We start from the raw sequence: 21,777 nt of genomic DNA on the forward strand, positions 1-21,777 counted from the left end.
CATGAGCGATCAGATCTCCACCGAGCCCGCCGCCGGCGCTCCCGCACCCACCACCGAGACCGTCATTTTCGGTGCCGACTGGTGCGGCGACTGCCGCCGCGCCAAGCTCATCTTCGACCGTTCGGGCACGCCGTACCGGTACGTCGACCTGGTGCAAGATCCGGCGGCCGCCGACGTCGCCCGCGATATCAGCGGTCGCACCAACATCCCGGTCATCCTGTACCCCGATGCGAGCCACCAGGTCGAACCGTCGAATGCCGACATGCTGCGCAAGATCGACGAGCTGGGGCTCTCGCGCCCGTGAAGCCGTTTCCCGACCCGGTGACGCTCAGCTCGGGGCTGAGCGCCGAGATCGAAGCCGACCGATGGGTGCCCGGAGCAGTCCAGCTCGTCGTCGACGGCACGCCGCAGTCGCACGTGAACCTCCGCGATCCGAGCGAGCTCTTCTTCGAATACGTGCGTCGCATCGGCCACGTCATCGACCTCTTCCGCCCGCAGGGCCGCACCATCTCTGCGCTGCACCTCGGCGGGGGCGCGTTCACGCTGCCGCGCTACATCGAGGCGACCCGGCCCGGCAGCCGACAACAAGTTATCGAGCTCGAGGGAGCGCTCGTCGATCTCGTCCGAGAGGCCGCTCCCCTGCCGAAGCGGGCGAGCATTCGCGTGCGTCGGGGCGATGCGCGCGATGTCGTCGCCAAGCTGCCAGAGGGCATGCGCGGTGCCATGGATCTGATCGTCGTCGATATCTTCGCCGGCGCACGCACGCCGGCCCACGTGTCGAGCGTCGAGTTTTACGAATTGCTGCGGCCGCTGCTCACGCCCGATGGCGTCGTCGTCGTCAACGCGGCAGACGGCGCGGGGCTCCCGTTCGTGCGCGGTCAGGCCGCCACACTCGATCGACTCTTCACGTCTGCCGTCGCCATCGCTGAGCCTCAGGTGCTGAAGGGCCGCCGGTTCGGCAATGTCGTCTTCGTTGCCTCCGACGCCGACCTCGAGGCACTCGAATGGTTGCCCCGCCTGCTGGCGGGGGGACCGCATCCGGCCCGCATGCTCGTCGGGCGAGAGTTCGCCGAGTGGGTGCGCGGCACTGCCGCCGTCACCGACGCGACCGCCGTCGACTCCCCCGAGCCCGCGCGCGAGCTCTTCGAACGGAACTGATCGTGGCCGATCTCGCGCGCGTCCGTGTCTGGGCGGAGGCGCTGATCAGAACGCACCTGCAGCCGAGGCTCGCACCCGGAGACCAGCCATGGTCGTTCGCATTCGATCACGCCAAGCGGCGCGCGGGGCTCTGCAACTACACCGACCGTCGCATCACGGTGTCGCGCTACCTCACGGAAAAGTTCGACGACGATGAAATCCATCAGGTGCTGCTCCATGAGGTCGCCCACGCGCTCGCCGGGCCCGAAGCCGGCCACGGAGCGACGTGGAAGGCCATCGCCCGCGATCTCGGCTACGTCGGCGGGGTCACGCACCACGGCGAGATCGCGCACGAACGCGCGCCGTGGGTGGGGCGCTGCTCAGCGGGGCACGAGCACTACCGCTTCCGCAAGCCCACGCGCCTGCACTCGTGCGGTCGATGCGCGAAGCGGTTCGCGCCCGAGCATGTCATCTCCTGGCGACCGCGCGACTGACGCAGCGAGCCCGCCTCGCCAGCCGTCAGCAGCTCATGGACGACAGCGCCTGCCGCAGCAGGGCACCCCGGCCATTCACGAACTCGTCGAGGTTCGCCGGGTGCAGCGCCTGGTCCGGGGCCATCCACGTGACCTCGAGCGCATCCTGGCGCGGATTGCAGGTTCCGGTGACCGGCACGACGTACACGAGCGACACCGCGTGCTGGCGCTCATCCACATACGGCGAGATGCCGGGCATCGGAAAGTACTCCGCGACCTGCACCGGCACGAGGGCCGCGGGCATCTGCGGAAACGCCATCGGCCCGAGGTCGTTCTCGAGGTGACGGAAGAGCGCCTCTCGCAGCGTCTCGCCGTAGCGCACGCGCCCGGACACGAGCGATCGCGTCATCACGCCTTCGGGGGTGCTGCGCAGCAGGAGGCCGACTTCGACGACCTGGCCGAGACCGTCGAGGCGCACGGGCACCGCTTCGACGTACACGATCGGCAGCCGGCCGCGCACGAAGCTCAGCTCGTCATCGCTCAGCCATCCGGGATTGCCCGGCGGTGTCGGTCGATCTTCCGGCCCCTCGGGGTCGGGAAGCTCGGCGGTATCGATCGTCATACCCTCACCATTCCCGGTCGCGCGGCTCGCACGCGCGAACCGATCCGCGTCCCATCTTCGCATGACCCGAGACGCTGTCGCGCTCGGCACGCCTCACCTAGGCTGGGAGTCATGCAGGTCACCGAGCACGCCCGTTCCGAGCCCGCGCGCCGTGTCGCGCTCGTACAGATCGCCAGCCCTGAAGCAGAAAGCCCGCAGGCTCGCATCGCCCGAGTCGAGGCGCTGCTGCGCCACACCGGCCCCGTCGACCTCTTCGTGCTGCCCGAGCTGTGGAGCGCCGGCTACTTTTCGTTCGAGCAGTACCGCGAACGCGCGGAGACGCTGGACGGGCCGACGGTGCAGATGGCGCAGCGCGTGGCGCGCGACCTCGGCTCGGCCGTGCACCTGGGCAGCTTCGTGGAGCTCGGGAACGACGGCCGGCTGCACAACACGGCCGTGTTGATCGATCGCGCAGGGCGGATCGCGCAGACGTATCGCAAGATTCACGTCTTCGGCTATCAGTCGCTCGAATCCCAATTGCTCACCCCGGGGTCGAGCCTCAGTGTCGTGCCGGGGCCGCTCGGCCCGACCGGCAGCACGACGTGCTACGACCTGCGCTTTCCTGGCCTGTGGCAAGAACTGAGCGCCCGCGGAGCCGAAGCTGTCATCGTGCCTGCGGCGTGGCCGGCGGCACGTCGCGAGCACTGGCGCTTGCTCACCCAGGCGCGGGCGGTGGAGCACCAGCTCTGGGTGATCGCGGTGAACGCCTGCGGCGCGCAGGGCGACGTGCAGCTCGGTGGGTTCAGCCGCGTCGTGGACCCCTCAGGGCGCATCGTCGCCGAGTGCGGCGACGCGGAAGAGGTACTCGTGGTCGAACTCGACGGTGCGCTAGTCGCGGAGGTGCGCGGCGAGTTCCCCGTGATCGGCGACCGCCTGAGCGTCGACGACTACCGGGCGCTCGGGCACGACTGAGGCGCCGCACTCGGCTACGAACGGGCGTACCTCCGGGAGGCGGCGCTACTCCGGGAGGATGGTGACGTCAGGGCCGAGAATCGCACTCGATGCCGCCACCTGCTGTTCGGCGGTCACGCCGAAACGCGTCGTCGCCAGCAGCGCGTCTGCCTGCGCCAGCGGCGTGATCGACAGATTCGTGCGTGCGAGCAGATCGTTCGCCGCCTCCTGCTCTGCGGTCCAGTCGTAGTGCATGTAGGTGAGGATGCCGGTCGGGTTCGCGATGGTCACCGTTCCCGTGGCAGCGTCGCGCACCGCATCGAAGCCCGCAATCACCCCGGTGCGCTGGTCGAGTTCGATCTGGGTGTTGAGCATGTTGCCGATCGAGTACCAGACGAGCGTGCGCCCGCCATCGGCGCGGTCGAGCCAGGCCGTGGGCTGCAGCACGTGCGGGCCCGTGCCGACGATGACGTCGGCACCGAGATCGGCGACCTGCTGCGCGAACGCGCGCTGCTGGTCATTGACCTCGTGTGAGTCTTCGGTGCCCCAGTGCGCCGAGACGATGACCACATCGGCCGCGGCCGCGGCCTGCGTCATGAGGTCGGTGACGAGGGCCGTGTCGCTCATCATGTTCAGCGAGACCCCATCGACGGGGGCATTCGAGTACTCGGCGAACGACACGAGAGCGAAGGTGATGCCGCCCTGCTCGAACACCGGCACCGAGCGCTGTTCTTCAGCCGTGCGGTTGGCGCCATCGACGACCGCCGGTGCCAGCCCGTCCCAGACGCCGCGGGTCGCCGCGATACCGGCCGCGCCGAGGTCGGCCGAGTGGTTGGTCGCGATGTTCACGAGGTCGCACCCCGCCGTGGCCTGCAGCGCCTGCGCGAACTCTGCGGGCGCGTTGAACGTGGGGTACCCACTGATGCCGAAGTCGACGCCGGCGCTCGGCACCTCCTGGTTACAGAAGGTCACGTCGGCGGCGGCAAGCTGCGGCGCAATGCCCGAGAAGAACTGGCCGTAGTCGTACGTGCCATCTGCGCCGAGCGCGTTGGCGTTGACCGAGTCGTGCGGCAGCATGTCGCCCATGGCGATGAGGTGCACCGATCCGTCGTCGTCGTCACCGGTCGCGGGAGCCTCCGTCGGCTCCGATTCGGGGCTCGGCGACGCACTCGGGCTCGGTGCGGGGGTTGCGACCGGCGGCGCTTCGTCGCGCGACGCACCCCAGACGAGCGCAGCCGCTCCCCCGCCCAGACCGAGCACGATCACAGCGATCGCACCGAGCGTGATCGCCGTGCGAGCGCGACGCGAGAGCCGCTTCCTGCCGGTCACCGCGATGGGGGTGTACCCGGGTTCAGGGGTGCGCGATCCGCTGCCGTCATCCATGCGTTCCAGCCTAGCCCGGGCCTCCGACAGACGGGAGTCGGGGCGAGCCTGAACGCTACGATGGAGGGTATGACACTGCGAGCGATCACCCGCGCGACGGTCGCCCTCCTGGCCTCTGCAGCGGTGCTCGGCAGCATCGGGTGCGCCCCCGGGCCGAACGAGGCATCGGGCGCTTCCGCTTCGTCCTCGCCCACGTCGGTGGCGCCCGACACGACAGCGACCTCGTCCCCAACGCCGACCGCACCAGCGTTCGATGCGACCGCGAACTCGACCGATGATCCGATGTCGATCTGGGTCGTCAGCAACAAATTGCGCCCGCTGCAGCCCCTCGATTTCGCTCCGACGGACCTCGTCATGCCAGAGGGCGTCGAGAACGAGTTCGCCCAGCCGCTGCGCGAACCGGCCGCGCGAGCTGCCGAGGCGTTCATCGCGGGTGCGGCCGATGCTGGGCTCGACGTTCGCATCATCAGCGCCTACCGCGACTACGCCACGCAGGTCGCCCTCTACGACAGCTACGTCGCCCGCGACGGCCAGGAGGCTGCCGACACCTATTCGGCGCGCCCAGGCTTCTCGGAGCACCAGACCGGTCTGGTGATCGACCTCGACGATCACGGCGACTGCTACCTCTCCGAGTGCTTCGGCGAGACCACGGCCGGCGTCTGGCTCGCGGAGCACGCGGCCGAGTACGGGTTTATCGTGCGCTATCCCGACGGCAAACAGGAGGTCACCGGATTCATGCCCGAGCCCTGGCATTTCCGATTCGTCGGCACCGACCTCGCGCAGCACCTGCGCGACACCGGTGCCACCACCCTCGAGGAATTCTTCGGTCTCCCCGCAGCCCCCGGGTACGCCTCGTGAATCCTGCGGAGCACAACGACGTTCCGGAGCACCCGAGCATCGCTGAGCGCGTCATTCGCGTCAGCGCCGTCGTGATGCGCGATGCGGCCGGGCGGGTGCTCAACGTGCGCAAGCGAGGCACCGCGTCGTTCATGCTGCCGGGTGGCAAGCATGAGCCTGATGAGGCGCCGATCGACACCGCGGTTCGCGAGTTCGGTGAGGAGCTGGGTATCGATCTCGACCGCGATCTGCTGCGCCCGCTGGGCGTCTTCCGCGCGGTGGCGGCGAACGAGCCCGGTCACCTCGTGGAGGCGACCGTGTTCGAGCACCCGTTCGTGGAGTCGGCCGACGCCGCCGGGCCGCTGGCGGAGATCGCTGCGGTGGAGTGGATCGATCCCGCAAGCGATCGCGATGACATCGCGCCGCTGAACACCGACTACATCTTTCCCGCGCTGCTGCAGGGCTGAATCGCGGGACGGCGCGAGCGCGCCCGTTTACCCGCGATTCATCCTTCGCGAAGCGATTGCATAACTTTCACATAGCATCACCGGTTCGAATGGATCCAGTATCCACCGGGGCCCCGCCCCACCTCCCTCGATCCTGGAGATCCCGTGACGTCCAGCACTCTCATCCTCATCGCCGTCGACCTCGCCGCAGCACTCATCCTCACCTTCGGCATCTACTACCGCCGCCATCGCCGCCGCGACCTCGTCGTCGCCTTTCTCGGCGTCAACATCGGCGTACTCGCGGTCGCGACGGTGCTGAGCACGGCTGAGGTCGCGCTCGGTCTCGGTCTCGGTCTCTTCGGGGTGCTCTCCATCATCCGCCTCCGCTCTTCGGAGATCTCGCAGCGCGAGGTCGCCTACTACTTCTCGGCCCTCGCGATGGGACTGCTCGGCGGGCTGAACACCGCAAGTCTCGTCACGCCGATCCTGTGCATCGCGCTCATTCTTATCGTGATGTGGGCGGCGGATCACCCGGCCCTGCTCGCACGCAGCCGACACCAGGTCGTGCGCCTCGATCGCGCGATCGTCGACGAGCACGAATTGCGCGGCGAGATCGAGCAGCGTCTCGGCGCGCGGGTGACCTCGCTCACCGTGCAGGATCTCGATTTCGTGAACGACACGACGCTCGTCGACGTGCGCTACCGTTTGCCCGCGCCGCCGGCACCTCAGATGCACACGGCAGGGCGCACCTCGGCACGTACTCAGGTGGCAGCCCGATGAGCGCCGAGCTCAGCCGCATCGCCGGCTCACTCGCGCCGATCGAACTCGATGAGCTCGTCTCGGACGCGGCGCTTCTGACCCGCGTCGACCGCAAGTATCTGCTCCCTGCCGCCGACGCCGCACACGTACTCGCCGCCATTGAACCGGCCACCCGCGTGCTCGATATCGCCGGCGAACGCGCGTTCGCGTACGCCTCCGTGTACTTCGACACCCCGGATCGACTCAGCTACCACCTCGCCGCACGACCGCGTCGACGTCGCTTCAAATTACGCACCCGAGCCTATCTCTCGAGCGGCACCGCCTACCTCGAGATGAAAACTCGAGGCGGCCGGGGGGCGACGGTGAAGGATCGCATTCCCTATTCGGCCGACTACCTCGACCGCCTGACCCCCGAGGGCCACCGATACGTCGGGGAATCGTTGGAGGCGATCGGACTCGATCCGAATCTGACTCATGAGATGCGCCCGACGCTCACCACGCGCTACCGCCGCACCACGCTCCTGGCTCCCGGCGGCAGCCGGGCGACCATCGACACCGAGCTCGACTGGATCGACGCCGGCGGCGAGCGCGTCGCGCTTCCCGCACACGTGATCATCGAATCCAAATCCGCGGGCCCCGCCACCGAGATCGACCGGGCACTCTGGCGTCTCGGCCACCGCCCGCAGGGCATCAGCAAGTTCGGCACGGGCACCGCTGCGCTGCACCCCGAACTGCCGAGCAACAAGTGGGCGCGCATTCTGCGCGACACCTTCCCAGATACCGATCTGTCGATTCCGCACCATTCCGCCTCCGCCGGTCCGATCCCTCGGCGCACCGCACCCCACCCCCGTACCCCTGATTCCTTGGAGGATGCAGCATGACCCCCTCATTGAAACGCACTGTCTTGGCCACCTCCGCGGTCCTCCTCTGCGGAGGCCTGCTCGCCGGGTGCTCCGCCGTCACGTCATCGGCAACCTCGACCACCGGCACCAGCGGATCGACCACGACGGCGGTCTCCGCAGCGTTCACGGGCGATCTCAGCCCGGACGACGTGCTCGCCGCCAACGCGAACTCCACCACCGTGAACGATGACGAGTGGAATCTCGACGATGCGGTGGACGTCGCACTGAACGGAGATTCCGCAACGAGCGAGAGCGACGCGGTCGCCGTCAGCGATGCGTCGGGCACCCCGACGCTCACCATCTCTGCTGCGGGCGTGTACCGGCTCTCCGGCAGCTTCGACGGCACCGTGGTGGTCGCCGCGCTCGACGACGCACAGGTCGTACTCGTGCTCGACGGCGCCACCATCACGAACACCGCGGGGGCGGCGATCGACGTGCAGACGGCCGACGACGTCGCGCTGTATCTCGCCGACGGGTCGAAGAACACGGTCTCCGATGCTTCGAGCTACGCGGACGACGCGGACGCCAACGCGGCGATCCACTCGCACGCAGACCTCACCATCTCCGGCACCGGTGCGCTCACCGTCGCCGGAAACGGCAATGACGGCATCGTGAGCACCGATGACCTCGTCATCCTCTCGGGCAGCATCACCGTGACGGCCGCCGACGACGCCCTCCGCGGCAAAGATTCCCTCGTCGTGTCCGGCGGCACGCTCGACCTCACGGCGACCGGCGGCGACGGCCTGAAGAGCGACCAGGATTCCGACGATACCCAGGGGTACATCTGGGTGTCGGGGGGCACGATCGACATCGCCGCCGGCGACGACGGCGTGCAGGCGCAGACCGACACCGTCATCTCGGGCGGCGATCTGACCGTATCGGCCGTGGACGACGGTGTGAAAGGCGAGGCGATCGTGTCGATCGGCGACGGTACCGTGAACATCACGCAGTCGAACGAGGGCATCGAGGCCGCCGCGATCGGCATCGGCGGGGGTACCGTCTCGGTCACCTCGAGCGACGACGGTCTCAACGGTTCGGGATCGGCCACCTCGGCGACCACCAGCACGGATTCGAGCGGCACCAGCGCCGAGAACGGGATGGGCGGCGGCGACATGGCCGACGGCGGTCAGCGCGTCGAAATCTCGGGCGGCACCGTCACCGTGAATGCCGAGGGCGACGGTCTCGACTCCAACGGCTCGCTCACGATCTCGGGCGGCACGATCACTGTGTACGGCCCGAGCGCTTCGATGAACGGCGCCTTGGATGCGAACGGCGATCTCTCGATCACCGGCGGCACACTGGTGGCGTTCGGCAACGGTGGCATGGAGCAGGCACCGAGCGACACTTCGGGGCAGGGCTGGGTCATGCTCACGGGCCAGGTCGCTGCGGGCGACACCGTCACGGTGGTCGACAGTTCCGGAACCACCGTCGCCACCGCGACTTCGGCGAAGTCGGCGGGTGCGATCACTGTCTCCACGGCAGACATCGCGACCGGCGAGTCGTACACACTGCTCGTGAACGGATCCGAAGCCGGCACCGCGACGGCCGGTGAGGCTGCTGCGGGTCAGGGCGGCGGCTTCGGCGGCGGGCAGGGCGCCCCCACCGGTCAGGGCGGTCAGGGCGGCGGCATGGGCGGGCTCGGTCAGCAGAACTGACCAGGCAGAGCCGCGGCACCGCTCAGAGCGGAGGGCGCGATCCCGTCGGCACATCGAGTCCGAGGAGCGCGTTCTCCGCGACCTCCATCAGTGCGGGGTGAATCCAGTACTGGCCCCGCGCGGCCGTGTGGGCGTCGATGCCGAAGCTCATCGCCGTCACCACGACCTGAATGAGGTTCGACGCTTGGTACCCCAGCACGTGCGCTCCCAGGATGCGCCCGTCGCGACGGTCAGCAACGACTTTGAACACGCCCGTGCGATCTTCGAGCGCCCACCCGTACGCGGTATCGCCGTAGGCCTGCACTGTGGTCGTCACGTGCTCGGCACCGATCTCGGCAACCGCCTCGGCCTCCGTCCAGCCCACCTGGGCGATCTCGGGGTCGGTGAAGATCGCTGCCGGGATGACCTCCTGTCTCGACGGGCGAAGGTCGTCGGGGTGCTCGAGATTGTGCGCGACCACGCGCGCTTCGTGATTCGCGACATGTTTGAGCTGCGCGGCCGAACTGATGTCGCCGAGCGCGTAGAGCCCCGCGACGGGCTCGCCGCCCGAGAGCACACGCTGGAACGCGTCGACGGCGATCCGGCCGTCCTCGTGCAGATCGAGCCCGGCCTCGCGCGCACCCACGAGATCGGAGTTCGGCGTGCGGCCCACTGCGACCAGCACCACGTCGACCGCGATGCGCTCCGATGCGTTCGGTGATCCGGCAGCGGCATTCCCCGACGGCACCAGCTCCGCGACGACGCCCCCGTCATCGCCGAGACGCACCGAAGCGAGCTCACGTTCGAGCCGCAGGTCCCACTGCCGAGCGGCCTCGCTGGTGAAGCGCTCCGCGATGTCGACGTCAGATCGGCGCAGCAACCGCGCCCCTCGATGCACCTGCGTCACCTCCGAACCGAACGACGAGAAAATGTTCGCGAATTCGGCCGCGATATATCCGCCGCCCACGACCAGCACGCGACGCGGCAGTTCGGGCAGCCGCATGATGGTGTCCGAGGTGTGCACCTGGGGCAGATCGATGCCCGGAACCTCAGGCAGTACGGCGCGCGACCCCGCGGCGATAACGAGTTGCTTCGCCTCGACGTGCGTGCCGTCGGCGGCGACGAAGCCGTGCGTTCCGGCCAGGCGTACGCGCTGCGAGATCAGCGTGACGTTGTCGAGCTCATCACGTCGATAGCGTTCGCCCCCGGCCGAGATGGCATCGATCCGACCAAAGATGCGATCGCGCATGCCCGGCCAGTCGACCGAGTCCGTGTGCTGGGTCACCCCGAGCCGGGCAGCCTCTTCCGGCCCCCGTGCGAGCGCCGCCGGACGCACGAACATCTTGGTCGGAATGCACCCGACGTTCAAGCAGGTGCCGCCGAACGTGCCCTGCTCCGCAATGGCGACCCGACGATCATCCCAGAACGGGGTGATGAGCGAGTTGCCCGATCCTGAACCGATGATGGCGAGGTCGACCGCAGCATTCTCCATGGGGAGATCCTACGGTCGACCCCGCCATCACGCGTGGGTTGTTCGCTCAGAGGTTCTGCTCGGCGAGCCAATCCTTCGCGATATCGGCGGCCGAGCGCTCATCGTTCACGCTCTCCCCGTTCAACGACACCAGGTCTTCGGGGCTCAGCGCCGCATCGACGTCGTTGATCACCTGCGCCGCCGCGTCGTCGATCTTCTCGCTCGCGATCGGCACGACGTGCGAAGCGAGGAAGATACCCTTGGTGTCTTCGAGCGTCACGAGGTCGTTGGCCTGGAGCGACGGATCAGCGGAATAGATGTTCGCGAACTGAATCGACCCGTCCTTGAGCGCCTTCACCGTCAGTGGGCCGCCGCTGTCTTCGATCGGCGTGAACTTGACGCCCTCGATACCGTAGGTCTTCGCCAGCCCGGCGGGCCCGTAGGGGCGCGTCTCCGCTTCAGAGTTCGACCCGAAGGTGAGCGGCTCGGTGACGTTCTTCAGATCTTCGACGGTCTTCAGCTGCCATTTGTCGGCGAATTCCTTCGTCACGACATACGTGTCTTGATCGGTCGCGGGCGACTGGTCGAGCACGCGAAGCCCCTCGGGCATGGCCTTCTCAAGCGCGGAGTACACATCATCGGACACGCGTTCCGGTGCATCCGGAACGAAGAACTGGAGCAGGTTGCCCGTGTACTCCGGGAAGAGATCGATCTTGCCCGCTTCGATCTCGGGCAGGTAGACCTCTCGCTGCCCGATGCGGAACTGGCGGTCGACGTCGAAGTCCTTCGCCTCAAGCGCCTGCGCGTAGATCTCGGCGATGATCTCGTTCGAGTAGTAATCCTGCGAGCCGACGACGATGGTGCCGCCCTCGGTTGAGCCGCCGGAGTCGGCCGAGCCGCTGTCGAGCGGGTCGCCGCTCGAGCAGCCGGTTAGCGCGGCGGTGATGGCGAGTGCGCCAGCGGCGAGCGCGGCTCCCCACCTGGCGGAGCGCAGTGCGGGTCGACGATGCATGATCGGGTCCTCTCGGTAGGTGATCTGATGGTCGTACGGTGTTCGGTGCCGGTCGGCGTTTGGATGGTGCGTTCAGCCGGTGCGCGCGGGGAGCCGCGCGATCCTACGGGCGGCAAGGCGTTGGCATGCCCCGAGCAAGATCTCGAGCACGATGGTCAGCGCGATGACGAGCAGCGCCCCCGCCAGCATCTGGCCGTAGTCGCGGGACTTCAGTCCGCTGAAGAGGTAGCGCCCCAGCCCGACGTCGGAGGTGTAGGCGGCCAGCGTCGCGGTCGACACGACCTGCAGGGTCGCGGCGCGGATGCCGCCGATCATGACGGGCAGCGACAGGGGCAGCTCGACCTGCAGCAGCACCTGCGTCGGGCTGAACCCGATCGCCTGGGCCGCCGCCGGCACGGTGGGTTCGACGGCACTGACGCCCGCGTAAGCGCCCGCGAGCAACGACGGGATCGCCAGCACGATGAGGGCGAGCAGCGGTGCCGTGATGCCGATGCCCAGCGCCAGACCGAAGAGCGTGAGCACACCGAGCGTCGGCAGCGCCCGCGCAGCACCGGCGAGCGCGCCGACGGCACCCGCTCCTCGCCGCGTATGCCCGATGATCGCGCCGAGCGGCAGTGCGATCACACCGGCGATGACGAGCGCCGCGGCGGCGAGACCGAGATGCTGCAGCAGGCGGGTCGGAATGCCCCCGTCTCCCGACCAGTGGGCGGGGTCGGCGAGCCAGGCGATCGCGTCGGCGAACAGGTTCATGCGCGACGTGCCTCCTCACGCACGGCGCTCGAGCGCGTGCCGGCTGCGACGCGGCGCGACCACGGTGTCAGCACGCGCCCGATCAGGAGCACGATGGCATCGAGCGCGAGCGCGAGCACCACCGTCGCCAGCACGCCCGTCCAGATCTCCGCGAAGATACCGCGCTGGAAGCCGTCGGTGAGGAGGGTGCCGAGACTCGGCACCCCGATGAGCGCCCCCAGCGTGACCAAGCTGATCGTCGATACCGAGACGACGCGCACGCCAGAGATCAGCACCGGCACCGACAACGGCAGATCCACGCGCCAGAACAGTTGCCGCGGCGCATACCCGATCGCGACCGCGGCGTCGCGCAGCTGCCGATCGACCGAGCCGAACGCGTCGGCCGCGGTGCGCACGAGCAGCGCGACGCCGTACACGCTGAGCGCCACCACCATGGTCTGCCACGACCGCAACGCCGTGCCGATCAGTGCCGGAATGATGATGAGCAACGGCAACGCCGGGATCGCGTAGGCGAGGGTCGCCACTGAGAGCAGTGGGCCACCCACCCGCGGGTGGCGAAATGCGAGACGGCCGATCGGGATCGCGACGATCACGCTGATGATGATCGCCGGAACGCTCAGCACCAGGTGCGACAGCGCGAGCTGCGCCACGAACTCCCAGTTCGCAAAGAACCATTTCACGGCTCGAGCACTCCCACCGGGCGCCCGGCCGCATCGACCGCGATCCGCTGCCCCTCCGTCTGTACGACGTGCAGATGACGCTCTCCGCGGTCCGCCCCGACGAAATCGCGCACGAAGTCGTTCGCGGGGCTGCCCAGAATCTCGGCGGGCGTGCCGCGCTGCGCGATCCGTCCACCGGTCTCGAGCACGACGACCTCGTCGCCGAGGAGGAACGCCTCGTCGACGTCGTGGGTGACGAAGAGGATGGTCTTGCCCAGCTCGGCCTGCAGACGCAGCAGCTCTTGCTGCAGTTCGCGCCGCACAATGGGGTCCACGGCACCGAACGGCTCGTCCATCAGCAGGATGTTGGGGTCGGACGCAAGCGCCCGGGCGACGCCGACGCGCTGCTGCTGACCGCCCGAGAGCTGCGCGGGGTACCGCGAAGCGAGCGCGGGATCGAGCCCCACTCGCTCGAGCAGCGCGCCCGCCGCCAGTCGGGCTTCTCGGCGCGACGTTCCGGTGAGCACCGGTACCGCCGCGACGTTGTCGGCAACGGTGCGGTGCGGCAGCAGGCCGCCCTGCTGCAGCACGTACCCGATCGAACGGCGCAGCGCGACCGGGTTCTTGTCGCGCACGTCTTCACCATCGATCAGCACGCGCCCGCTCGTCGGATCGACCATGCGGTTCACCATGCGCATCAGCGTCGTCTTGCCCGACCCCGAAGAACCGACGAGCACGACGGCGCGGTGCGACGGAATCGTCAAAGAGAACTCATGCACCGCCGTTGCGCCGCCGGCGTACACTTTCGACACCCGTTCGAACTCGATCACGTCGGCCCCTCCCGGTGCGTGCGCCAGAAGCAGCGCGTCGTTCCACCCTAACGCCGACGCCCGCAATCCCCGCAAGCCCTTGTGACCGGATCGTGCCCTGCACTATGCATCCGCTGTGCGCTGATGGCTGCGTCACGTGGCGCGAAGCGCAGCGATAGTCTCGGAGCGTGCGTTCCGCCGAACCTGCCGCAGCAGTCCCGTCCCCCGGGCCCGTCTTCGTGATCGGGCGAGCCGTGCTGCGCCCGCTACTGCGGCTCCGGTTTCACCCCCGAGTCACGGGCCGCGAGCATGTGCCCGAGGCGGGGCCCGTGCTGCTGGCGAGCAACCACCTTTCGGGGCTCGACACGATCCTCATCCCGTCGTTCTCGCCGCGCAAGGTGCAGTTTCTCGCCAAGTCGTCACTGTTTGCATCGCGCATCGGCGGCTGGTTCTTCCGGCAGATCGGCGCGATCCCGGTGCACCGCGAAGCGTCATCGGCGGCGCAGGCCGCGCTCGACGCCGGGCGCGACGTGCTCGCCGCGGGCAAGGTCTTTGCAGTGTTCCCCGAGGGCAGTCGCTCGCGCGACGGCCGTCTCTATCGGGGGCGCAGCGGCGCGGCCTGGCTCGCCCTCGAGACGGGAGCCGCGGTGGTGCCGGTGGGACTGATCGGCACGAACCGTGCGCTGCGCACTCCCGGCACGGGCCGGCCCGATCGCGTCGAGGTGCGATTCGGAGCCCCCGTGCACCTGCGCGATTTGGCAGAGCTCCCTGCCGGACGAGCCCGTCGTGAGGCCACGGAGCGCATCATGCAGGCGATTCACGACCTCACCGGACAGGAGCGCGCCGAAGAACACGCCACGATCGAACCGCAACGGGGCACAATGGGGGCATGAACCCCAGCAACGCAGCTGATGTCATCATCGTTGGTGCGGGCCTCGCCGGTCTTGTCGCCGCACGCGAGTGCGCCCGCGAGGGCCTCCGCACGCTCATCATCGATCAGGAGGGTCCGCAGGATCTCGGCGGGCAAGCCTGGTGGTCGTTCGGCGGACTGTTTCTTGTCGACTCTCCCGAGCAACGCAGACTCGGCGTGCGCGACTCGGCCGATCTCGCCTGGCAGGATTGGCGCGGCAGCGCGCAGTGGGATCGGCTTGGCGCCGGACCGGGAGTCGGAGCCGACGACGGTTCGAGCAACGAAGACGTGTGGGCCGAGCGGTGGGGACGAGCGTACGTCGAGTTCGCCGCGGGTGAGAAGCGCTCTTGGATCCGCGAAGCGGGCATCGATCTCACGCCGGTCGTGGGCTGGGCCGAGCGCGGCGATCTGACGGCGAGCGGCCATGGCAACTCGGTGCCGCGATTCCACGTGCCCTGGGGCACGGGCACCGGAGTCGTGCAACCCTTCATCGACGCTGCGCACGAGGCGGTCGACCTCGGTCTCACCGAGATCAGGCATCGGCACCGATGCGACGAAATCGTCGTCGAGGCGGGCGCGGTTGTCGGGGTCCGCGGCACCGTGCTCGCGCCCGACACGACCCCGCGCGGCGCGGCCTCCAATCGCGTGCCCAAGGGTGAATTCGAGCTGCGTGCGCCGGCCGTCATCATGACGAGCGGCGGGATCGGCGGCAACCACGATCTCGTGCGCCGCTTCTGGCCCGAGCGCCTCGGCACGCCGCCGAAGCGCATGGTCACCGGTGTGCCCGAGTACGTCGACGGGCGCATGCTCGGCATCGCCGAGACGGCCGGAGCACGGCTCGTGAACCGCGATCGAATGTGGCACTACACGGAGGGCGTGCGCAACTGGGCGCCCGTCTGGCCGGGGCACGCGATCCGCATCTTGCCTGGCCCGTCCCCGCTGTGGCTCGACGCCCTCGGTCGCCGCCTCCCGCCGCCCGGGCTCCCCGGGCACGACACCCTCGGCACCCTCACGATGCTGCGCACCGACCCGGCCATCGCACCCCACGACCACTCCTGGTTCATCGTCACGCACCGCATCGCGTCGAAAGAGTTCGCGCTCTCGGGGTCGGAGCAGAACCCCGATCTCACGTTCCGCGACCGCAAGCTGCTGCTGCAGACGCGGCTCGGCTCGGGAGCGCCGGGCCCCGTGCAGGCGTTCATCGACCGCGGCGCCGACTTCGTCTCGGCCGCCTCAGTTCCCGAACTCGTCGAGCGCATGAACGCGCTCACTGACGAGCCACTGCTCGACACCGCAGCCGTCGAGCGCGTCGTGCGCGACCGAGATGCGCAGCTCGCGAACCCGTTCTCGAAAGATGCGCAGATGCACAGCATCCGCAACTCGCGTCGCTACCTCGGAGACCGGCTGACGCGCACCACGGCCCCGCACCGGCTGCTCGACCCGGCGGCCGGGCCGCTCGTCGCGGTGCAACTGCATGTGCTGACCCGCAAGAGCCTCGGCGGCATTCAGACCGACCTCGACTCACGAGTGCTCGGAGCCGACGGCACGCCGATTCCTGGTTTGTACGCCGCCGGCGAGGCCGCCGGATTCGGCGGCGGGGGCGTGCACGGCTATAACGCACTCGAGGGCACCTTCTTGGGCGGGTGCCTGTTCTCGGGACGCGCCGCCGGCCGTGCGGTCAGCGCCGCGGGGTAGACGCTGCCTGAACGGGGCGGCGGTCTACGCCGACAGGGCCGCGGCGAGTGACTCGCGCACGATCGCGATGCCGCGGTCGAGTTCGTCGGCGGTGATCGTGAGCGCGGGAAGGAACTTCAGCACCTCGTCGCGCGCACCCGAAGTCTCAATCACGACTCCGCGAGCGAACGCCTGCTGCGATGCCGCCCCGGCGAGTTCGGGTCGCGAGGGCGAGGCGAGGCCGCACATGAGGCCGCGGCCGCGCACCGTGAACGCCGCCTCGGGGAAGTCGGCGGCGATCGCTTCGAGCGCCGCGCGCAACTGCTCGGCCCGCTCCGCGATCTGCGCGGTGAACGCGTCGTCTGCCCAGTAGGTTTCGAGCGCGACACGTGCACTGACGAACGCGAGGTTGTTGCCGCGGAACGTGCCCGTGTGGGCACCCGGCTTCCAGACGTCGATCTCGGGGCGCAGCAGTAGAATCGCCATGGGCAGACCGGACGCGGAGATCGACTTTGAGACCGTGACGAGGTCGGGCACGATCCCCGAGTCTTCGAAGCTGAAGAATTGACCGCTGCGCCCGACGCCCGACTGAATGTCATCAACGATGAGCAGGATGCCGCGCTGCGCGGTGATCGTGCGCAGGCGTCGCAGCCACTCGGCACTTGCGACGTTGATGCCGCCTTCGCCCTGGATCGCTTCGACGATCACGGCGGCCGGAAGATCGAGACCCGAACCCGGGTCGTCGAGCATGCGCTCGAGCAGGTCGAGGGTGTCGATGCCCTCACCCAGGTAGCCGTCGTAGGGCAGACGCGTCACATCGCCGAGCGAGACCCCGCCGGCTGCGCGATACTTCTCGTTGCCCGTCGCGGCGAGCGCACCCAGGCTGAGGCCGTGGAACCCGTTCGTGAAGGCGACGACATTCTGGCGCCCCGTCGCCTGGCGCGCGAGCTTCAATGCCGATTCGACCGCATTTGCGCCGGTCGGTCCGGTGAACTGCAGCTTGTAGTCGAGCCCGCGCGGAGCGAGCACGAGGCGCTGGAACGCATCGATGAAATCGCGCTTCGCCGAGGTCGCCATATCGAGGCCGTGGATAATGCCGCCGCTCTGCAGGTAAGCGATGAGCGCCTCAGTGAAGACCGGGTTGTTGTGGCCGTAGTTCACGACACCGGCGCCGCTGAAGAAGTCGAGGTACTCGGTACCGTCTTCCGCGGTCAGCACGGATCCCTGCGCACGCTCGAACACGATCGGGAAGGACCGGATGTATCCGCGAACTTCCGACTCGTACTGGTCGAACACTGCCAGGTCGCTCATGAATCCAGCTTTCTCTCTGCCTCTGCCCGACGCGAGGTCTCCGCGCCGCACCGGAGATCAGCTGCAGGTTCGGCACCGGATCCCCTGCTATCGAGGATAGAGGGTATCCGGTGCCCGGGATGCCAAGAGCCGGTCCCACCGCTGAGTGCTTCTCGACGGGAGGACCGGCTCGGAGCGACTCCGTAGGCTATCGCGTCAGTCGTGCGCGCAGTGCGAACGCCGCACGAGCATCTGGTTCGGCGTCATGACCAGATCGGCGTACCTTTCGGCGTGGGCGCCGGCCGCGGCGATCGCGCGGCGATGGCGTCGCTCGGCGCGGAGCCGATTGCCCGCTCGACCCCGACGGGCAGAAGCTTGCTCGGCATCAGAGGCTCGGTGCGATGTCTGCGCAGCCTCACCGATTTCGGCTGTCGAATGCGCCCCGCTCACTGCGCTGCCTCGAGACGCTGGCGCAGCGCAGCGCCGAGCTCGGCGTCGACCTGCGTCCAGTAGCCGACAGCGCGCTCGCGGATCTCCGCACGCTGCACGCCGCCGACGGCACCCGTGATGGTGTCGAGGAAGCGATCCTTCGCTGCCTGATCGAACACGTCACGGTAGAGCGTGCCCGCCTGACCGAAGTCATCGTCTTCTGCGTGCAACGACGCCGCGGTGCGCACCAGCTCGCCATCCGACTCCCACGACCCCGCTCCGGCGGCCTGCGCATCGGCGACGGGTCCGCCTGCAGAGTTCGGAGCGTAGACCGGGGTACCAGGTGTGTTGAAACCGTGACGCTGCGCGCCATCTTGCGAGTAATTCGCCACCGGCGCCACCGGAGCGTTGACCGGGATCTGGTTGTAGTTCGTGCCCACGCGGTACCGCTGCGCGTCCGGGTACGAGAATACGCGCGCCATGAGCATGCGGTCGGGCGAGATGTCGATGCCGGGCACCGTGTTCGCCGGAGAGAACGCGGCCTGCTCGATCTGCGCGAAAAAGTTCTCAGGGTTGCGGTTCAGTGTGTGCACCCCGACCTCGATCTTCGGGTAGTCGGCGTGCGGCCAGACCTTGGTGAGGTCGAACGGATTGAAGCGGTAGGTCTTCGCCGCTTCGTAGGGCATCACCTGCACCGAGACTTTCCACGCGGGGAAGTCGCCGCGCTCGATCGCGTCGAAGAGGTCACGACGGTAGTAGTCGGCATCGGCACCGGCGATCGCCTCGGCCTCGGCACCCGTCATCTCTTGATTGCCCTGCAGCGCATCGAAGTGGTACTTCACCCAGAAGCGCTCGCCGGCCTCGTTGATCCACTGATACGTGTGCGAACCGAAGCCGGGCATGTGGCGCCACGAAAGCGGCAGACCGCGGTCACCCATGAGGTAGGTCACCTGATGGGCCGATTCGGGCGACAATGTCCAGAAGTCCCACTGCATATCGGCGTCGCGCAGTCCCGAACCGGGCAGTCGCTTCTGCGAGTGGATGAAGTCGGGGAACTTGATGCCGTCTCTGATGAAGAAGACCGGGGTGTTATTGCCCACGATGTCGTAGTTGCCCTCAGCCGTATAGAACTTCACCGAGAAGCCGCGCACGTCACGCCAGGTGTCGGGCGAGCCCTGCTCCCCCGCGACCGACGAGAAGCGCTGCACGGTTTCGGTGCGCGCACCCGGCTGGAACACCGCGGCCCGCGTGTACGCAGAGACATCACCGGTGACGACGAACTCGCCGAACGCGCCGCCGCCCTTCGCGTGCACGATGCGCTCGGGGATGCGCTCTCGGTTGAACTGGGCCAGCTTCTCGACGAGATAGCGGTCGTGGAGGGCGACCGCGCCGTCTGGCCCGGCTGCGAGCGAGTGCTCATCGCTGGCGACCGGCGTACCAGTCTGCGTGGTGGTCTTGGGATTACTCATGAGGCTCCTCCAGGAGTTTCAGGCACGACGAACACCGCCCCGTCACCGGGGGCGCTGGTGCGTGTTCGCCTATGCAGCCAAAACGGCGCACTCGGGGCAGATGCCCCAAAACGTCACTTCGGCGGTCTGTACGGTGAACCCGGCCGTGGTGGACGGGGCGAGGCACGGCGTGTGACCGACAACGCAATCGATATCGGCGACCGCTCCGCACTGGGAGCAGACGACGTGATGATGATTGTCGCCGACACGTCGTTCATAGAGCGCCGCGGAGCCTGCCGGCTCGATCCGGCGGGTGAGGCCCGCCGTCGTCAGGTCCGCGAGAATGTTGTGCACCGACTGGATCGAGGTGGTCGGCAGTGCGCTCTGGACCACTCGGAACACGTGCTCCGCGTCCGAGTGGGGCATGGAGGCGAGCGCCTCGAGCACGGCGACCCGGCCAGCGGTCGCACGCAAACCGGCACTGCGCAATGCCGTTTCGTTGCTCGTCTCCATATGGACCACCCTACCCACCTATTTTGAGTAATTCAAATAAAGCGCGAAATTCACGCCCTGTGATTCTCGCATGACATGAGGAGCTCTCACGCCTGGTCCAGTTTCGACATAGTGGACACATAGGGCAATCGGATGTTGTGGTCACATGACTCCCGAGCAGCATTCGATTCCCCCGCACGACACCAGCCCCGCACGACGCCCCAAACCTCGACGGTCAGTGCGCGCCACCACCGCAATCGCCGCGGCACTCGTGCTGGCCGGGATATCCGGCGTCGCCGGCTGCAGCGCCGTGGCCGCTGCGATGCAGGCCACGGAATCCGACGCTTCTGATACCGCCGAATCCGGAAGCACATCATCATCGTCGGCCACCACGACGTCCACCCTGTGGGACACCACGCAAGTCCACACCATCGACCTCACGTACGACGTCGACGCCTACGACGCGCTCATCGACGCGTACCTCGATTCGGGGAGCAAGGAGTGGATCTCCGCCGGCGTCACCATCGACGGCACGACCTATCTGAACGTCGGCCTCAAGCTCAAAGGAAACTCGTCGCTGCGCTCGCTCTCAACGAGCGAAGACGCGACGCTGAGCTCCGCGAACCCCCAAGACCTCCCCTGGATCATCCGACTCGACAAGTACGTCGATGGACAGAACCACGAGGGGGCGACCGAGCTCGTCGTGCGCGGGAACTCCTCGGAGACCTCGCTGAACGAGGCGCTGGCCCTCGACCTGCTCCGCGAATCAGGCCTCGCAACCGAACAGGCGACTGCCGTGCGCTTCAGCGCAGACGGCTCCGATGCTTCCCTGCGCCTCGTCATCGAGAACCCCGACGACACCTGGATGGAACGCGAGCTCGGCGACGGCCTCTTGTACAAGGCTGACGCCTCGGGCGACTACAGCTATCGCGGAGACGACGAGAGCTCGTACACCGACGTATTCGACCAGCAGGGCGGCGACGACGATCTCACTCCGTTGATCTCGTTCCTGCAATGGATCAACGAGTCCGACGACGACACGTTCGCGGCGGATCTCGACGAGCACCTCGACGTGCAGTCATTCGCGACCTACCTCGCGTTCCAGGAGCTGGTGCAGAATTCCGACGACATCGACGGCCCCGGCAACAACTCCTACCTGTATTACGACCCCGATACGACGCAGATGACCGTGGTGAACTGGGATCTGAACCTCGCGTTCGGGGCCAGCCCCGGCGGCGGAATGGGCAGCGGGGCAGGCTTCGGCGGTGGCGACGACACCGACGGTGCCGGTTTCGGCGGCGGCATGCCCCCGGGCGGGCAGAATGGACCGACTGGCGACGATGCGAGCACCGACAGCGGGTTGGCGCCGAGTGACGCGGGCCCCGCTGGAACCGCGGACGGCTCGGACGGCGCTGACGGAACCGCCCGTGCCGATGGAAACGCCGGCGGAGGCGGGTCGATGGGCCGGTCGAACATCTTGGTCGAGCGCTTCATGGACGTGCCGGAGTTCGCCGCGCTGGTCGATGCGGCGTCGGCGTCGCTGCAGGAGAAGCTCGTGGACTCAGGCGTCGCGCAGGAGCTGCTCGAGACTCGAACGCAGACGCTGCTCGACGATGCCTCGGACCTCGTGGACGCGGCAACGATCCAGGAGGAATCAGACGCCCTGTCTTCTGCCCTCGGCAAATAGATCGGTGCGGGCGGGGGTGCACC

Annotated in this window: 22 protein-coding genes; 12 read left to right on the forward strand and 10 right to left on the reverse strand. The window is 68.1% G+C overall.

The features are described 5' to 3' along the window. Position 1: 1 nt before the first annotated feature. Genes ACZF5Y_RS11705 through ACZF5Y_RS11715 form a run of 3 tightly spaced genes read left to right on the forward strand, consistent with a single transcriptional unit; the run spans position 2 to position 1,631 of the window. Positions 2-304 carry a glutaredoxin domain-containing protein gene (locus tag ACZF5Y_RS11705; RefSeq protein ID WP_497532809.1) on the forward strand — a complete coding sequence of 101 codons (303 nt, stop codon included), beginning with the start codon at positions 2-4 and terminating at the stop codon, positions 302-304. Continuing rightward, positions 301-1,158: a spermidine synthase gene (locus tag ACZF5Y_RS11710; protein WP_497532810.1), complete on the forward strand. Its 858-nt coding sequence runs from the start codon at positions 301-303 to the stop codon at positions 1,156-1,158. The genes ACZF5Y_RS11705 and ACZF5Y_RS11710 overlap by 4 nt, the downstream gene beginning before the upstream one ends. Before the next feature lie 2 nt (positions 1,159-1,160). After that, entirely contained in the window at positions 1,161-1,631 is a 471-nt protein-coding gene (locus tag ACZF5Y_RS11715; RefSeq protein WP_497532811.1) for a SprT-like domain-containing protein, read from the forward strand. A 25-nt stretch (positions 1,632-1,656) separates the two neighbouring features. On the opposite strand, the gene ACZF5Y_RS11720 is transcribed toward ACZF5Y_RS11715, so the two are convergent. Beyond that, on the reverse strand, positions 1,657-2,232 hold the full coding sequence (locus ACZF5Y_RS11720) for an NUDIX hydrolase family protein (RefSeq protein WP_053352772.1): 576 nt from the start codon (positions 2,230-2,232) through the stop codon (positions 1,657-1,659). Positions 2,233-2,343: 111 nt separating this feature from the next. Here ACZF5Y_RS11720 and ACZF5Y_RS11725 point away from each other — a divergent pair, with 111 nt between their 5' ends. Continuing rightward, positions 2,344-3,183 carry a carbon-nitrogen family hydrolase gene (locus tag ACZF5Y_RS11725; RefSeq protein ID WP_497532813.1) on the forward strand — a complete coding sequence of 280 codons (840 nt, stop codon included), beginning with the start codon at positions 2,344-2,346 and terminating at the stop codon, positions 3,181-3,183. Positions 3,184-3,228: 45 nt separating this feature from the next. Here ACZF5Y_RS11725 and ACZF5Y_RS11730 read toward each other — a convergent pair whose 3' ends face one another. Further along, a complete protein-coding gene (locus ACZF5Y_RS11730; protein ID WP_497532814.1) occupies positions 3,229-4,545 on the reverse strand; it encodes a CapA family protein in 1,317 nt (438 codons plus the stop codon). 69 nt (positions 4,546-4,614) lie between these two features. Between ACZF5Y_RS11730 and ACZF5Y_RS11735 the strand changes: the two genes are divergently transcribed. The 5 genes from ACZF5Y_RS11735 (at position 4,615) to ACZF5Y_RS11755 (ending at position 9,144) form a co-directional block, all read left to right on the forward strand. Beyond that, entirely contained in the window at positions 4,615-5,403 is a 789-nt protein-coding gene (locus ACZF5Y_RS11735) for a M15 family metallopeptidase (protein WP_497532815.1), read from the forward strand. After that, positions 5,400-5,849 carry an NUDIX hydrolase gene (locus ACZF5Y_RS11740; RefSeq protein WP_497532816.1) on the forward strand — a complete coding sequence of 150 codons (450 nt, stop codon included), beginning with the start codon at positions 5,400-5,402 and terminating at the stop codon, positions 5,847-5,849. The genes ACZF5Y_RS11735 and ACZF5Y_RS11740 overlap by 4 nt, the downstream gene beginning before the upstream one ends. Before the next feature lie 144 nt (positions 5,850-5,993). Then, on the forward strand, positions 5,994-6,608 hold the full coding sequence (locus ACZF5Y_RS11745) for a DUF4956 domain-containing protein (protein ID WP_497532817.1): 615 nt from the start codon (positions 5,994-5,996) through the stop codon (positions 6,606-6,608). Next, positions 6,605-7,468 carry a VTC domain-containing protein gene (locus ACZF5Y_RS11750; RefSeq protein WP_497532819.1) on the forward strand — a complete coding sequence of 288 codons (864 nt, stop codon included), beginning with the start codon at positions 6,605-6,607 and terminating at the stop codon, positions 7,466-7,468. The genes ACZF5Y_RS11745 and ACZF5Y_RS11750 overlap by 4 nt, the downstream gene beginning before the upstream one ends. Further along, complete coding sequence (locus tag ACZF5Y_RS11755) at positions 7,465-9,144, forward strand: carbohydrate-binding domain-containing protein (protein ID WP_497532820.1); 1,680 nt, start codon at positions 7,465-7,467, stop codon at positions 9,142-9,144. The genes ACZF5Y_RS11750 and ACZF5Y_RS11755 overlap by 4 nt, the downstream gene beginning before the upstream one ends. 22 nt (positions 9,145-9,166) lie before the next feature. Here the strand turns inward: ACZF5Y_RS11755 and ACZF5Y_RS11760 are convergent, their stop codons facing one another. The 5 genes from ACZF5Y_RS11760 to ACZF5Y_RS11780 form a co-directional block, all read right to left on the reverse strand. After that, a complete protein-coding gene (locus tag ACZF5Y_RS11760) occupies positions 9,167-10,615 on the reverse strand; it encodes a mycothione reductase (RefSeq protein WP_497532821.1) in 1,449 nt (482 codons plus the stop codon). 46 nt (positions 10,616-10,661) lie between these two features. Continuing rightward, a complete protein-coding gene (locus ACZF5Y_RS11765; RefSeq protein ID WP_497532822.1) occupies positions 10,662-11,606 on the reverse strand; it encodes an ABC transporter substrate-binding protein in 945 nt (314 codons plus the stop codon). Positions 11,607-11,678: 72 nt separating this feature from the next. Further along, positions 11,679-12,356 carry an ABC transporter permease gene (locus tag ACZF5Y_RS11770; protein WP_053352869.1) on the reverse strand — a complete coding sequence of 226 codons (678 nt, stop codon included), beginning with the start codon at positions 12,354-12,356 and terminating at the stop codon, positions 11,679-11,681. Then, positions 12,353-13,036, reverse strand: coding sequence for an ABC transporter permease (locus ACZF5Y_RS11775; RefSeq protein ID WP_497532823.1), 684 nt, complete (start codon positions 13,034-13,036; stop codon positions 12,353-12,355). The genes ACZF5Y_RS11770 and ACZF5Y_RS11775 overlap by 4 nt, the downstream gene beginning before the upstream one ends. After that, positions 13,033-13,845 carry an ABC transporter ATP-binding protein gene (locus ACZF5Y_RS11780; protein WP_497532824.1) on the reverse strand — a complete coding sequence of 271 codons (813 nt, stop codon included), beginning with the start codon at positions 13,843-13,845 and terminating at the stop codon, positions 13,033-13,035. The genes ACZF5Y_RS11775 and ACZF5Y_RS11780 overlap by 4 nt, the downstream gene beginning before the upstream one ends. A gap of 167 nt (positions 13,846-14,012) precedes the next feature. Here ACZF5Y_RS11780 and ACZF5Y_RS11785 point away from each other — a divergent pair, with 167 nt between their 5' ends. Both ACZF5Y_RS11785 and ACZF5Y_RS11790 read left to right on the forward strand, forming a co-directional pair. After that, complete coding sequence (locus ACZF5Y_RS11785) at positions 14,013-14,717, forward strand: lysophospholipid acyltransferase family protein (protein ID WP_497532825.1); 705 nt, start codon at positions 14,013-14,015, stop codon at positions 14,715-14,717. After that, positions 14,714-16,429, forward strand: a complete 1,716-nt coding sequence (locus ACZF5Y_RS11790; RefSeq protein ID WP_497532826.1) for an FAD-binding dehydrogenase — start codon at positions 14,714-14,716, stop codon at positions 16,427-16,429. The genes ACZF5Y_RS11785 and ACZF5Y_RS11790 overlap by 4 nt, the downstream gene beginning before the upstream one ends. A gap of 24 nt (positions 16,430-16,453) precedes the next feature. Here ACZF5Y_RS11790 and ectB read toward each other — a convergent pair whose 3' ends face one another. The 3 genes from ectB to ACZF5Y_RS11805 form a co-directional block, all read right to left on the reverse strand. Next, positions 16,454-17,719 carry a diaminobutyrate--2-oxoglutarate transaminase gene (gene ectB, locus ACZF5Y_RS11795; RefSeq protein ID WP_497532828.1) on the reverse strand — a complete coding sequence of 422 codons (1,266 nt, stop codon included), beginning with the start codon at positions 17,717-17,719 and terminating at the stop codon, positions 16,454-16,456. A gap of 425 nt (positions 17,720-18,144) precedes the next feature. Beyond that, positions 18,145-19,596: a catalase gene (locus tag ACZF5Y_RS11800; RefSeq protein WP_497532829.1), complete on the reverse strand. Its 1,452-nt coding sequence runs from the start codon at positions 19,594-19,596 to the stop codon at positions 18,145-18,147. A gap of 69 nt (positions 19,597-19,665) precedes the next feature. After that, a complete protein-coding gene (locus ACZF5Y_RS11805; protein ID WP_497532830.1) occupies positions 19,666-20,088 on the reverse strand; it encodes a Fur family transcriptional regulator in 423 nt (140 codons plus the stop codon). A gap of 217 nt (positions 20,089-20,305) precedes the next feature. Between ACZF5Y_RS11805 and ACZF5Y_RS11810 the strand changes: the two genes are divergently transcribed. Continuing rightward, positions 20,306-21,754: a CotH kinase family protein gene (locus tag ACZF5Y_RS11810; protein WP_497532831.1), complete on the forward strand. Its 1,449-nt coding sequence runs from the start codon at positions 20,306-20,308 to the stop codon at positions 21,752-21,754. The last annotated feature ends 23 nt before the right edge of the window (positions 21,755-21,777 follow it).

This window comes from Leucobacter sp. WKLB1, from assembly GCF_059696215.1.

Bases quoted from the DNA above. Each gene is read 5' to 3' on its own strand.
- ACZF5Y_RS11705 (WP_497532809.1), top strand. From the start codon at position 2: ATGAGCGATCAGATCTCCACCGAGCCCGCCGCCGGCGCTCCCGCACCC.
- ACZF5Y_RS11720 (WP_053352772.1), bottom strand. From the start codon at position 2,232: ATGACGATCGATACCGCCGAGCTTCCCGACCCCGAGGGGCCGGAAGAT.
- ACZF5Y_RS11725 (WP_497532813.1), top strand. From the start codon at position 2,344: ATGCAGGTCACCGAGCACGCCCGTTCCGAGCCCGCGCGCCGTGTCGCG.
- ACZF5Y_RS11730 (WP_497532814.1), bottom strand. From the start codon at position 4,545: ATGGATGACGGCAGCGGATCGCGCACCCCTGAACCCGGGTACACCCCC.
- ACZF5Y_RS11735 (WP_497532815.1), top strand. From the start codon at position 4,615: ATGACACTGCGAGCGATCACCCGCGCGACGGTCGCCCTCCTGGCCTCT.
- ACZF5Y_RS11750 (WP_497532819.1), top strand. From the start codon at position 6,605: ATGAGCGCCGAGCTCAGCCGCATCGCCGGCTCACTCGCGCCGATCGAA.
- ACZF5Y_RS11755 (WP_497532820.1), top strand. From the start codon at position 7,465: ATGACCCCCTCATTGAAACGCACTGTCTTGGCCACCTCCGCGGTCCTC.
- ACZF5Y_RS11760 (WP_497532821.1), bottom strand. From the start codon at position 10,615: ATGGAGAATGCTGCGGTCGACCTCGCCATCATCGGTTCAGGATCGGGC.
- ACZF5Y_RS11765 (WP_497532822.1), bottom strand. From the start codon at position 11,606: ATGCATCGTCGACCCGCACTGCGCTCCGCCAGGTGGGGAGCCGCGCTC.
- ACZF5Y_RS11770 (WP_053352869.1), bottom strand. From the start codon at position 12,356: ATGAACCTGTTCGCCGACGCGATCGCCTGGCTCGCCGACCCCGCCCAC.
- ACZF5Y_RS11790 (WP_497532826.1), top strand. From the start codon at position 14,714: ATGAACCCCAGCAACGCAGCTGATGTCATCATCGTTGGTGCGGGCCTC.
- ectB (WP_497532828.1), bottom strand. From the start codon at position 17,719: ATGAGCGACCTGGCAGTGTTCGACCAGTACGAGTCGGAAGTTCGCGGA.
- ACZF5Y_RS11800 (WP_497532829.1), bottom strand. From the start codon at position 19,596: ATGAGTAATCCCAAGACCACCACGCAGACTGGTACGCCGGTCGCCAGC.
- ACZF5Y_RS11805 (WP_497532830.1), bottom strand. From the start codon at position 20,088: ATGGAGACGAGCAACGAAACGGCATTGCGCAGTGCCGGTTTGCGTGCG.